The 12,643-nt window shown below is 42.7% G+C and carries 11 protein-coding genes; 3 read left to right on the top strand and 8 right to left on the bottom strand.

The genetic code is table 11. The features are described from left to right. Positions 1–213: 213 nt before the first annotated feature. From PN447_RS18525 to PN447_RS18535, 3 genes are all read right to left on the bottom strand, one after another. Positions 214–834, bottom strand: coding sequence for a cytochrome c oxidase subunit 3 (locus PN447_RS18525; protein ID WP_271764481.1), 621 nt, complete (start codon positions 832–834; stop codon positions 214–216). Positions 835–899: 65 nt separating this feature from the next. Beyond that, complete coding sequence (gene ctaD, locus PN447_RS18530; protein WP_271764482.1) at positions 900–2,594, bottom strand: cytochrome c oxidase subunit I; 1,695 nt, start codon at positions 2,592–2,594, stop codon at positions 900–902. Between the two features lie 150 nt (positions 2,595–2,744). Beyond that, a complete protein-coding gene (locus tag PN447_RS18535) occupies positions 2,745–3,839 on the bottom strand; it encodes a cytochrome c oxidase subunit II (protein ID WP_271764483.1) in 1,095 nt (364 codons plus the stop codon). A gap of 424 nt (positions 3,840–4,263) precedes the next feature. Here PN447_RS18535 and PN447_RS18540 point away from each other — a divergent pair, with 424 nt between their 5' ends. Continuing rightward, on the top strand, positions 4,264–5,247 hold the full coding sequence (locus PN447_RS18540) for a COX15/CtaA family protein (protein ID WP_271764484.1): 984 nt from the start codon (positions 4,264–4,266) through the stop codon (positions 5,245–5,247). A 342-nt stretch (positions 5,248–5,589) separates the two neighbouring features. Then, positions 5,590–6,543, top strand: coding sequence for a heme o synthase (locus PN447_RS18545; protein WP_271764485.1), 954 nt, complete (start codon positions 5,590–5,592; stop codon positions 6,541–6,543). Between the two features lie 154 nt (positions 6,544–6,697). Here PN447_RS18545 and PN447_RS18550 read toward each other — a convergent pair whose 3' ends face one another. Together PN447_RS18550 and PN447_RS18555 are read right to left on the bottom strand one after the other, a co-directional pair. Continuing rightward, positions 6,698–7,522: a CPBP family intramembrane glutamic endopeptidase gene (locus PN447_RS18550; protein ID WP_271764486.1), complete on the bottom strand. Its 825-nt coding sequence runs from the start codon at positions 7,520–7,522 to the stop codon at positions 6,698–6,700. A gap of 185 nt (positions 7,523–7,707) precedes the next feature. Next, complete coding sequence (locus tag PN447_RS18555; RefSeq protein ID WP_271764488.1) at positions 7,708–8,139, bottom strand: AbrB family transcriptional regulator; 432 nt, start codon at positions 8,137–8,139, stop codon at positions 7,708–7,710. A 1,392-nt stretch (positions 8,140–9,531) separates the two neighbouring features. On the opposite strand from PN447_RS18555, the gene PN447_RS18560 reads away from it, so the two are divergent. Further along, entirely contained in the window at positions 9,532–10,539 is a 1,008-nt protein-coding gene (locus PN447_RS18560) for a succinate dehydrogenase/fumarate reductase iron-sulfur subunit (protein WP_271764489.1), read from the top strand. A 21-nt stretch (positions 10,540–10,560) separates the two neighbouring features. Here PN447_RS18560 and PN447_RS18565 read toward each other — a convergent pair whose 3' ends face one another. The 3 genes from PN447_RS18565 to PN447_RS18575 form a co-directional block, all read right to left on the bottom strand. Then, positions 10,561–11,091, bottom strand: a complete 531-nt coding sequence (locus tag PN447_RS18565; protein WP_271764490.1) for a TolB family protein — start codon at positions 11,089–11,091, stop codon at positions 10,561–10,563. A gap of 50 nt (positions 11,092–11,141) precedes the next feature. Continuing rightward, entirely contained in the window at positions 11,142–11,693 is a 552-nt protein-coding gene (locus PN447_RS18570; protein WP_271764491.1) for a TolB family protein, read from the bottom strand. A 71-nt stretch (positions 11,694–11,764) separates the two neighbouring features. After that, positions 11,765–12,643 (bottom strand): RNA-guided endonuclease InsQ/TnpB family protein (locus PN447_RS18575; RefSeq protein ID WP_271764492.1); only part of this gene is annotated, 879 nt, incomplete at its 5' end.

The raw sequence follows: 12,643 nt of genomic DNA on the forward strand, positions 1-12,643 counted from the left end.
AATGGTTCCCTAAATATATTAAGAAAGGTAGCTGGGGACTCTATCTTTGATGGAAACTCAGTAGAGAGGCTTGTAGTTAGCCCAGTAAGGTTTAGACCTTACCAAGCTAAAAATATTTGACTATATTTTTAGTAACTATGAAAGCCAAACTTGATCAAAAAAACCCCTATCTAGGGGCTGATTTAGTAACTTTGCTGCAGTGATAATTAGTCCTTAAAGTAAATAGATTAATCCGAACAGAATAATCCAAATTACGTCTACAAAGTGCCAATAGATTTCTGCGGCTTCGATACCGAAATGCTTTTCGTTACTATAGTGACCAGGAACGCGCGATCGCCACAATACCGCAACAATAGCCAAAACGCCAATAGTAACGTGCAGACCATGGAAGCCAGTTAAAACATAAAATGCACTGGCAAACAAATTGGTTGTTAAACCAAATTCCAGATGGGCATATTCATAAACCTGACCCATCAAGAAAACAGCACCCATCACAGCCGTAATTGTCAACCAAATACGCATCCCCTTGACATCATTCTTTTTGATGGAGGTATCAGCATTGTGCATCACAAAACTGCTAGCAATTAGATTGATGGTATTGACTCCGGGTAGCAATAGTTCTAATTCTGGCGTTCCTTCTGGAGGCCATGTTGGTAAGGTAGCACGGAAAGCTAAATAAGCTCCGAACATCCCCATAAAAATCATTCCTTCCGCAACCAGAAACATCACTAGCCCAAATAGGCGCAGGTCTGGATGTTCTTCATGATCAGTATGGGCTGTTGCAGGATGATGATTCAGTTGAGTTTTCCCTGGGTCAATTGTTTGACTTTGCATGAATCTTTAAAAATGTAAATTAACGGGGAATGGGGAATAGGGAATTACACCCCTACTCCCTACTGTTAAACGCCAGACTCAATGGTGGGATATGGTTCATCAGGGTCGAGGCTCAACACCTGCTGAATATCCACTTCTTTCTTACCTACCCCATAATCATAGGGGCCTGTAGCTAAGACCGGGAATTTCTCAAAATTCTCAATGGCTGGTGGTGAGGTAGTCATCCATTCTAAGGTGAGACCCCGCCAAGGATTATCACCAGCTTTTTGTCCATACCACCAACTCCAAACGGCATTGATGATAAAGGGTAATGTTGAAATCGCCAGAATATAAGACCCGTAGGTGCAGATTTCATTCAAGGAGGTGAATTTTGGGTCATATTGGGCAATACGGCGGTTCATCCCCATCAGACCCAGTTTGTGCATGGGTAAGAAGGTCATATTCAGACCGACAATGGTTAAAACAGCATGAACTTTACCCCAAAATTCGTTCATCATCCGTCCCGTCATTTTTGGGAACCAGTGATAAATAGCGGCAAAAATTCCTAAGACACTACCACCAAACAGAACGTAGTGCAAATGTGCCACTACAAAATAAGTATCATGAACGTGAATATCAAAGGGGACTGCGGCTAACATTACACCACTAACCCCGCCAATTACGAAGGTTCCTAAAAAGCCCATGGCAAAAATCATGGGACTATTGAGGCTAATTTTGCCACCCCAAATAGTTGCTAACCAACCAAAGATCTTAATCCCAGTGGGTACAGCAATGATCATGGTGGTGATCATAAAAAACATTCGTAACCAACCGGGGACACCACTGGTAAACATATGATGCGCCCAGACGATTAGCCCTAAGAAACTGATAGCCAGAGAAGAATAGGCGATCGCCTTATAGCCAAAAATTGGCTTGCGGGCATGAACCGGCAAAATTTCCGAAATTGCACCAAAGAAAGGCAAAATCATGATATAAACCGCCGGGTGAGAATAAAACCAGAACATATGCTGGTAAACCACCGGATCCCCCCCGCCAGTGGGGTTAAAAAATGTTGTTCCTGCTAACAAGTCAAAGCCCAGAAGAATCAGCGCCCCGGCTAGTACTGGTGTAGATAGCAACACTAAAGCAGAAGTGGCCAACATTGACCAACAAAACAAAGGCATTTGATGAACGCCCATACTGGGAACACGCATCTTCAGGATGGTAACAATAAAGTTAATGGCTCCCAAAATCGAGGATGTACCCAATAGCAGCACACTCATAATCCAGATAGCCTCACCCACTTGACCTGTTACCAAGCTCAAAGGAGGGTAGGAAGTCCATCCAGCATCAGGCGCATCCCCCAGGGCTAAACTAGCGATCAGCAACACACCCGCAGGGGGAATCATCCAAAAAGCTACAGCATTCAAGCGCGGAAATGCCATATCTCTAGCCCCAATCATCAGGGGAATGAGATAGTTAGCAAATCCTGCACCTGCTGGCACAATCCACAGAAAAATCATGATTGTGGCGTGCAGTGTAAATAAACTGTTATAAATTTCCGGGCTGACAAAATCTACCTCTGGGGTACGTAGTTCTGTCCGCACCAAGTCAGCCATCACTCCGCCAATGCAGTAGAAAACAAAGGATGTAACTAGGTATTGAATCCCAATTACCTTATGGTCGGTGCTGAAACCAAAAAAGTCTCGCCAATGTCTTTCTTGTGGTTCTTCTATATGAGGCGGAATATTGGCAGTTTTTTCTAACTGAGTTTGTGTCATAAGTTAATTAGTCATTACTCATTAGTCATTGGTCATTAGTCATTAGTAAAATGACTTTCTTCGCTTTCCTGACTTGTTTTTATGGATTGAATGACCATGAATTTATGTGCTTAGTGAGGGATTAAATCCTGACTCAGCTAGCCGCACTGTTTACTCAACACTCTTTTGGTGCATATGATGTAGCATCTCTGGCTGTATACCCATATCCCTAGTGTAAGGACTGAGAAATTCATCTGCCGACAAATCAGCAGGATTAACAGCAACGGCTTGGTTTAGGGTTTCGCTACTAGCAACCAATTGTTCTTGCATCCAAGCTTCATAGGCTTGTTGGGTTTCTACTACTACTTGGGTTTTCATTGCTCCGTGGTAAGGGCCACAAAGTTCGGCACAAATCAGGTCGTAAGTACCAGCTAATCTGGGAGTGAACCGAATTTCGCTTTGTCTACCGGGGATAGCATCTTGTTTTAGGCGGAACTCAGGAACCCAGAAAGCATGGATAACATCATTGGCTGTCATGTTGATTTCCACTTCCCGACCTACTGGAAGGTGTAGCTCACCTGTAGTCACCCCTGTATCAGGATAGGTGAAAAGCCAAGCATATTGTAAACCAGTCACATTAACCCGTAATTCTGGTGGTAGACCAGCCTTTTCGGGACTTCCCCCAATAGTGGGAGCCACACTACCTACACCGGGCGCATTCCGCTTTTGGGGAATTTGGTCAGCATTACGGACTGCTGCTGTGGCTGGGTCTTGCATTGCCTCCTCAGACTGTTCTTGATTGCGGTTCCCCCCTGTGCTGGGGGGTGTATCGCTTAAAGTTGCTGCAATCGCTGCCCCCGGCATTGTCATAGACTCCTGAGTCATCGGCGCTTCATGAACAGAATGGGGATCAAAGCCGCCAATGTCGTTATATACCTCAAAACTATAAACAGAAATACCCAGGACGATAATGGCTGGTATCGCTGTCCAGAGGATTTCTAAAGGCACATTGCCCTCAATTGGTGGTCCATCTTCAAGGTCACCGGCCCGGCGACGGTATTTAATTGCCGAGTAGATCAAAATACCTTCCACAAGTAAGAATATACCTGTGGAAACGATCATCATCGTGTTAAACAGACCATCCACTAAAACGGCTTCGTCTGTGGCAGCTGTTGGCAACAGACCGTGATTTTGACCGTACCAAAGGCTCGATAGCGTTAGTACGATGCCAATTAGTAGTGTCCAGATGGAACTTGGAATCTTCACGGTTTACTTAAATGAATTTACTACGTTATCTCTATGCTACCCACTTACTAAGGTAGTTCAGGCAATTAAATCTGGAGTCTAATGGTTTTAAGATTTTATTAATTTTTCCAACTAATTTCATAGTTTTGAGCATCACATATCTATTTTATAGATTTTTATACATTTATGGCTAGAGATAGATTAGTGTAAATGCTAGGTGAAATCCCATAAATATTTCAGATTGGTAAAATTAATCAATAATTATTAATCGTTAACAAATTAAAAAATACCTAAAGCTCGGCTAAAACTAGCTAGAGTGATCCAAAGTATAAGTGCAAGCCAATCTTTTCCACCCGGCTGCATAAGTTAGGGTGTAGATAGATTGGTACTCAAACTTGGAAAATTTAACGGAAGCTCAACCAAGAGCGGGCGGAAGGTACTGTTCATGAATGAATTTGTCCTAGAACAACAAAATGAAGCGGCCGCCGAGCAGCGAAAGCCCCAGGAATTAATTCGTCGCTTGGTGTGGAAAATTTGCATAGCCACCTTGATTTTGATGGCCATAGGCAGTGCCACCCGTGTGATGAATGCTGGGCTGGCTTGTCCGGACTGGCCATTGTGCTATGGGGAATTGGTGCCAACTAGACAAATGAATCTTCAAGTTTTCTTGGAGTGGTTTCACAGATTGGATGCAGGGTTAATTGGTTTGAGCGCCATAGCCCTGGCTGGGTTGTCCTGGTGGTATCGTCGTTGCTTACCCACTTGGCTGCCCTGGGCATCCACATTTGCCCTATTTTTAATCGTCTTCCAAGGGATTTTGGGAGGACTTACCGTCACCCAACTGTTGCGGTTTGATATCGTCACCGCCCATTTGGGAACGGCGCTGTTATTTTTCACTACCCTACTGGTTGTTGGCATCGCGCTCACTCCCTATCAAGGAACTGGAACTGTTGGTAAGTTACCTTGGTTGGGTTTGAGTGCCGTTATTTTTGTCTATCTGCAAAGTATACTAGGCGCTTTAGTAGGGTCTCGCTGGGCCTTACACCAATGCTTTGGTGATTCTCAGCTTTGTAATGTGATGTATAGCCATATTTTTGGCTTGGTACCGCCTACTGTAGCTACTTTGGCAGTGGTATTCATATCCCAGCGCACGCCAGCACTCCATCCAGCTTTGCGGCGATTGGCAACTATGGCCGGTGGGTTGCTGATGTTACAAATCTTCTTAGGAGTTGCCACTTTCCGATTACATCTCCAAGTCGAGCTTTTGACAGTTTCTCACCAAACTGTCGGGGCGGCTTTGCTTGGTACTTTAGTAGCTTTTACAGTTCTAGCACTACGCGACTCGGCTATGTCCCGTGAAATCAATGCTTACCCTGTTGCTTCAACAGCGAATGTTACCAGTACACCAATAAATGGAACCAATGCATAACTTAATTCGGGTTCGTTTCCCCATTGCTATGTAGCTTGCCACGGCAGGAAATGAAATTGCCATCACATCTAGCAACAACCCCCAGCTATTAGAAGTGGTAACACCATAAAAACCAAAACTGCTTGCACCCCCAAGAAAAGTCTCAACTTTCACCAGCTAGTCTGAACAAGGGTTTATGGGGGAGACAGGAAAGATCGGGGAACCTGATCACAATTTTCCCGATCTTCTCCATCCTCCTCATCTTCCTCGTCTTCCCTGAGTATCAGTAACTATTTTTAATGTCAACTCAGTATGAGCAGGGGCTGCATAAAAGTTGTTGAAAAATAAGGAACAAGAGCTAACATGATTGAGACTAATGTCTCTCGCCAAAACCAAACATTTCTCCAAGTCATCCAAAGCTACTACCAACTCACAAAGCCGCGGATTATTCCCTTGCTGCTGATTACCACGGCTGGAAGTATGTGGATTGCTGCTCAGGGACAAGTAGATCCATTGTTGCTGTTAGTAACTCTTACTGGTGGTACTTTGGCAGCCGCTAGCGCCCAAACTATTAACTGTGTCTATGACCGGGATATTGACTATGATATGGAACGGACGCGTCATCGTCCTATCCCTTCTGGTAAAGTCCAGCCCCGTGATGCCCTGATTTTTGCCATCGTTCTGGCGGTGATGTCTTTCACCCTACTAGCAGTATTCGCCAATTTACTCGCTGCTTCTCTAGCATTCTCCGGCATTATCTTTTATGTTTTGGTCTATACCCACTGGTTAAAACGCCACAGCACTCAAAATATTGTCATTGGTGGCGCTGCGGGAGCAATTCCCGCCTTAGTTGGTTGGGCGGCTGTCACAGGGACTTTAAGCTGGGCAGCATGGTTAATTTTTGCCATAGTTTTTTTATGGACACCCCCCCATTTCTGGGCGTTAGCGCTGATGATTCGGGATGACTACGCAAAAGTTGGTATCCCAATGTTACCTGTGGTTGAGGGTGATATGGCAACAGTCAAGCAGATTTGGTACTATACACTGGTCACAGTTGGTGCTACTATCTTACTTTTTTATCCTTTGCACGCCAGTGGATTTGTTTATGCGGCGATCGCCCTCAGTCTGGGAGGATTATTTGTTCACAAATCTTGGCGTTTGTTACAAAGTCCAGAGGATCGCACTGTGGCTAGAGAGTTGTTTCTCTATTCCATCTCTTACATGATGCTGTTATGTTTGGGTATGGTGATAGATAGTCTCCCGATTACCCATAATCTGATGAGTATGGTAATCAGCCAGCTGCATTTTATCAGTTAAAGAATGGGGTACAATTCCCAAAAATCTGATGGTGGGTTAGTAATCGCTAACCCACCATCATCTATTCTGCTTGTCAGACTCTCAGCTTGTATGCATTGGTCAATCTAAATCTGAGTTTTAAATTAGGAGTGATTACGATCGTGTGTGCTATTTATCACAATACACACAGAATTAACCCTGTTCCCAACACACAAATAATTCCCGCCGCCCCCGCCAGGGGTTTTTTGTTTTTACCAGTCCACCATTCTGAGGCTTTACCAGTATAGCTAATTAGTTGTGCTGTATCTATGGTCGCGATCGCCCATACTAATGCTGTATGTAATCCCCAAGCTATACCCAAACTGCCCCCATCAGTAATCCTGGCTAATACCAGCATCATTCCCATCAGCCATAATCCAGGGATTTGGGGTTTGGTCTCCCGTTGTTCCCATACTAAGTGCAGAAGGGCAAAAATTAAGCTGGAAATTGTTGCTGCTACCCACAGTGGGTAATCACGCTCCAATTCAGTTAACAAGAAACCACGAAAAACTAACTCTTCTATGCCCCCAACTAATAAGGCTATTAATAAAATCGATGGTATAAACTTAATATTTGATTTTTCTAAATAGCACCAGCCAAGCCAGAATTGGGACGTAAACATCATTGCTAGGCTCAATACTCCCAAACCGAAACCTAGCCCTAGGGAACTGAGCAGGGAAACACTCGCCACCAAGCCATAATCTGAAAAAGATTTATGGGATAGCCAAATCACTACCCAGAGAACCAGGGGTGCTAATAAGTAAAGTGGCACTAACAAGGGTAATTTTTGTTCCGGTTGTAAAGCTTTGGTAGGTTGCCAATTCAGTCTCATGGCGATGACTGCTGCTATTGGTAACCAGCACCCTATCCAGCTGATAAAAAATGTCATCACCATAACCACCATTGATGCATCTTGTATAAATGCTGCTACGCTATTGAATATTTCTATCAAAATAGACATAAAAAAACACGATAGACTTCCTGCTTGTTAATCAAGACTCTACTAGAGTTTGTCACTTCTGCAAGGGGTCTAATCGTATTGTTCCCATGTTACAAAGTTCAAGCAAAGAGAATTAGCGCTTGGCTGTGGTGGTACGAATTAGTTATAAAGCCTTGACTGTTAACTTATTCATACCATTGGCAAACTTACTCTTCCAAATCTTCATCGGACTCTTCTGAGTCTATATCTCCTGAAGTCACTTTTTTATCACTTTCTCCCAGTTGAATTAAGTGGATATGTTTATATCCCAGTCTGATTTCAAACTCATCACCCGGCTTTAAGTTCATTGCCTTAGTGTAGGTAGCACCAATCACAATTTGACCGTTTTGATGAACGCTGACACGATATGTCGGTTCACGACCACGACCATCTTTAGGTGCTTCGGGACTCAGAGGAATTCCTCTAGCCGATAGCAGAGCATCATAAAAATCTGTGAGATTGACGCGAACTTGATTATTCTTAGTAACGGTGTAATATCCGCACTGCTTGGCTCTTTCTCGGCGTGGTAAATTAGACAGTTCTTTCACCTTAGCAAGCAATGCTTTTCCAGTTAATGGTGCGGTTGCAGTTTCAGTCATTACGCTCAAATTTTCCTTACTCTCTCCAAACTGATAAACAAAGTTGTCTCATGCCAGTATTTGACTACTCATGACTCTGGGGTGAGGGATAAATTCCCGTTTATAGGTTGAGCTACAAGCGCCTATATTATGGTCACCCACAACAGACTAGAGGTCATGGTGTCCACAAACATTGATTTCAGGGATTTTACGGCACTTTTCACCAGAAATCACCATGGTAAATCAATTGATTTTATGTGTTGGCGCTACTGTAGCAGTGTCACTTTCAGCCACCTGAACAAGTTATTTGAGTGCGACTACAAATAAGTCGTAGACCAAATAAATTGCTGGCTTTCAACTTTCAGTGCTGGCCTTTATTGCCTTTGAGTTGTGAGGTTTTCCCTACTCTGACTCTCCAGCCCAAGACAGCATGGTATTTGAATAGGCTCTTACGGACATACACCTTTGTTCTGCCTGTAGAGACGTGAATTTTTTTGTCTCTACATTACGAATTTACAAATCAGCATTAGCGGTGCTTATGCAGCTATTGGTACTGGATTTGTTACTTCGTAATTTTATATTAAATACTAGCATGAACTAATAATAGCAAAATAATTGTTTAGTTTTTAATTGAACTGCGACTAAAAACTTAAATCTAAATATCTAACCTTGGGGAGTCAAAAAGTGGGATTCATCGGACTTTTTGCCCTATTGAATATTGCAGCGAGACTTTTATAAAAATTCATCTAAATTTAGATGAGGAGTTTTGACAATTGAGTAAAATCCCAAATTTACTTGATTTTGTACACACATCCCCTAAGTGAGGATTGTCCTGATGGTTTATTCTCATGAGACCAACAGCGGATAGAGATTATATACGTCTGTCTTGGGGAAGAATAAATTTTCCCATATCTTGCAAATACCTGCTTATCACCCGATATTATCCCACAGGTTCAGCGCTGACATATACACAAAAAAACTATCCCTTTGCGACTAGATTAGCGATTTTATGCGCCAATGGCTGCCATTACTCTTAACATCAAGAGATATTGAGAAACATTAATGGATTGAGTTTAGATATATTCACTATGCAGGATATGAACCTAGCTGTTTCTCCTGAAAAACCGACTTGTGCTTCTGCTGTGAAACAATTAGGTTAAATGCTCCCCCCACCATAACTACATGATTTGCCTTTGATTTGGGAGGTTGACAAGAATCTCAGTTGTAGCACCCCTACAAATTAAATATGAATGGTTATCCTTAAACTAGAATCAGTTGCTCTTGTATGAGCAGCCTATTAACACTGGGCTGGCCATTAGGGGGTGAACAAGAGTATAGCTCAAGTGTAACCACCAGGCTTGACTCACGACTTCTGCGGCTGGCAATATAATTTGAAGATTGTGGTTGGTGATAATGGAAGTTCTATTTAAAATCATTCGGCAGCAACAAAATTTCTCTCCTGTTGTACAAACTTACCTTTTACAGGTAGATTCTGGCAATACAATCTTGGACTGCCTCAATCGAATTAAGTGGGAACAAGATGGAACACTCGCTTTTCGCAAAAATTGCCGCAATACAATTTGCGGTAGCTGTGCTATGGGAATCAATGGGCGTTCCGCTTTAGCTTGTAAGGAAAATGTCGGTAGTGAACTAGCTAGATTACCACAAATCCCTGGAGGGGAAAATAACGCCAACACAATTCGGGAAATTACAGTAGCTCCTTTAGGTAATATGCCGGTGATTAAAGATTTGGTCGTTGACATGACTAGTTTCTGGAATCATCTAGATGCAGTAGCTCCTTATGTAAGTACAGCGGCGCGACAAGTTCCGGAAAGGGAATTTTTACAAACACCACAGGAGCGATCGCGTCTTGATCAGACAGGTAATTGTATCATGTGTGGTGCTTGTTATTCTGAATGTAATGCCCGTGAAGTTAATCCAGATTTTCTTGGTCCTCATGCACTAGCCAAAGCCTATCGCATGGTGGCTGACTCTCGTGATGGTGAAACCGAAAATCGCTTAGAAACTTATAACCAAGGAACTAAAGGAGTATGGGGTTGTACTCGTTGTTTCTACTGTGACTCAGTTTGTCCGATGGAGGTAGCACCATTGGAGCAAATCACAAAAATTAAACAGGAAATTCTGCAACGCAAACAAGCCCAAGACAGTCGCTCAATTCGCCACCGCAAAGTATTAGTAGATTTGGTGAAAGAAGGTGGTTGGATCGATGAACGTCAATTTGGTATCCAAGTGGTTGGTAACTACTTTCAGGACCTGAAAGGACTACTGAGTCTTGCACCTCTTGGTTTACGAATGATAGTTCGCGGTAAATTCCCACTTTCCTTTGAACCTTCCCAAGGTACTCAACAAGTGCGATCGCTGATTGAATCTGTACAAAAGAAAAAGAAAACCCCTGATTGATAAATTTCCCAGTCTCTATTTTCAGCGCGGCTCTTGAGGTATATTCAACCTTTGTCCCGATTGTTCATAAACTAAAACATCCCATTGACCATTGTTACTATACTCAAACGCAATCCTCCGACCATCAGCGCTAATCGTAGGGTTGCGGACTTCTGCTTGTAAGTTATTAGTTAAATTTCTCGATTGTCTAGTTTCTCGGTCATAGAGAAAAATAGTAGATCGCCCCTGACGACTAGCTGCAAAAACAATGTACTGACCATTCTCAGCAACACTAGGATGAGAGGCGATGGTATCGAAGGAATTTAAACCCGGTAAATCTACCAAGGTGCGAGTTAGTCTATCGAACATATAAACATCTTGGCTACCCCGGCGATCGCTCGTAAAAACAATATATCTCCCTGAAGTTTGGGGATTTAGTTCCGAAGCTGGACTGTTAAGACTCCGACCCCCAGGATCAAAGGGATAATTGACTAAGCGAGGATAGCCCACGCAGCCAGCCAATAAGCCCAACCCAGCAACAAATATAGTTATAAAAATAGTTCGATTATTCATTTGGTCATTAGTCAATGCTCATGAACACAGATAAATTACCTGACTGATGATTATCTCACACTCGCACCGTTGGGAATATCTAACTCAATATCTGGTCCGCGGTCTAAAACTTCAATATCCCACTGACCACGGCTAGCGGTTTCAAAAACAATATAACGTCCATCTGGGCTAATTCCCGGATTTCTCAACCAGCCGCGATAAGTGGGAGTCATAACTTGTGAATTTTGCGTAGCGCGATCATAAAGTGCTACAACAGGTCTACCTTGGTCACTTGTCAGATAAGCAATGTAACGTCCGGTATAGCTCAGGCTTGGATTTTCAGTAATCGTCCTTGGTCTATTTAAACCCGGTATGCTAACCAACCGTTGTTCTTCCAAGTCATAGACCAACAGTTGGTGACTACCATTACGATTCGATATAAATGCTAAAAAGCGACCATTTCCACTCAATGCAGGTTGCTCTTCAGTGTAGCGACTGTTGAGGGAAGTAGGCCCTAAGGGTATTTCGTTGGTACTGCAAGATAACAATAAACTAGCAAAGCTAAAAACCAGGCTCCAACGAATTGGTCTTTGGAGCCAAAATCTAGGCGTAAGTCTTTTCACCTCAATTGTTTTCCATCGCCTCCAGACCTAATGCACACCCAATCGTATTAGATAACACCGCTCGGTTAAACTTACCCAAAACTACCAGTGTCAGCAATTGCGCCTGCTAACTTATGGTTTTTGAGAAATGCTTTGACGTGTAAATCCTCTATCTTAATAACGCTGTGGTTCTTAGCTAGATAGTGAGTCAATTTATGGATTGAATCTTTACGGATATTTACAACTTTAGCGTGTAGTTTAGCCAGCTTTTTAACAGCTTTAGCGCGATTTTTAGAACCTTTTACTTTCTTGTTCACGCGACGCTGTAAACGCTTTAAGCGCTTACTCATACGGCGATAAGCTTTAGGGTGAGAAAATACCTTACCTGTACTAGTTACAGCTAATTCCTTAATACCGATATCAACCCCAACACTAGGGCATTTAGCGTTAACGATAGGTTTCTCTATCTCATATTTAATAGAAATAAACCATTGTTCAGCTTGACGACTAATAACACAATTATGAATTGCTGTAACTGGTAACGGTTCTGCTAATCGCACCCTTCCAATATTAGGAAGCTTGACGCGCTCTTCATCATTTTTCATCCCTGGTTTGGCTTTAGTCCCAGACTCTAAATAAAAAGAATCGCGCTGACCTTTTTTCTTAAATCTGGGTTCTTTAGATGTTTTTCTGAAACATCTATCCCATGCTTGGCGTAAATCAGCCAAAGCTTTTTGTGGGACATTTTTGTTAACTTCGTAATACCAATCATGCTGAGATTTTACCTGTGCAACTAATCGTTTATGTAAATCAATTGCAGATGGAATCTTGACAGATTTATCAGTTTCCCGCAGTTTCAAAACCTCTAGGATTGCAGCATTTGCCCAGTTATATGCGTGTCGTGCAGTACCAGAAGCTTTACGGAAAGCTGACACCTGTTTGTTGTTTAGTATCAGTGCTGTTTGAAAACT

Source organism: Anabaena sp. CS-542/02, from assembly GCF_028331085.1.
GTDB classification, from domain to species: Bacteria; Cyanobacteriota; Cyanobacteriia; order Cyanobacteriales; family Nostocaceae; genus Anabaenopsis; species Anabaenopsis arnoldii.

Coding starts and splice junctions, on each gene's coding strand:
- ctaD (WP_271764482.1), bottom strand. CDS start 2,594: ATGACACAAACTCAGTTAGAAAAAACTGCCAATATTCCGCCTCATATA.
- PN447_RS18560 (WP_271764489.1), top strand. CDS start 9,532: ATGGAAGTTCTATTTAAAATCATTCGGCAGCAACAAAATTTCTCTCCT.
- PN447_RS18545 (WP_271764485.1), top strand. CDS start 5,590: ATGATTGAGACTAATGTCTCTCGCCAAAACCAAACATTTCTCCAAGTC.
- PN447_RS18565 (WP_271764490.1), bottom strand. CDS start 11,091: ATGAATAATCGAACTATTTTTATAACTATATTTGTTGCTGGGTTGGGC.
- PN447_RS18555 (WP_271764488.1), bottom strand. CDS start 8,139: ATGACTGAAACTGCAACCGCACCATTAACTGGAAAAGCATTGCTTGCT.
- PN447_RS18525 (WP_271764481.1), bottom strand. CDS start 834: ATGCAAAGTCAAACAATTGACCCAGGGAAAACTCAACTGAATCATCAT.
- PN447_RS18550 (WP_271764486.1), bottom strand. CDS start 7,522: ATGTCTATTTTGATAGAAATATTCAATAGCGTAGCAGCATTTATACAA.
- PN447_RS18540 (WP_271764484.1), top strand. CDS start 4,264: ATGAATGAATTTGTCCTAGAACAACAAAATGAAGCGGCCGCCGAGCAG.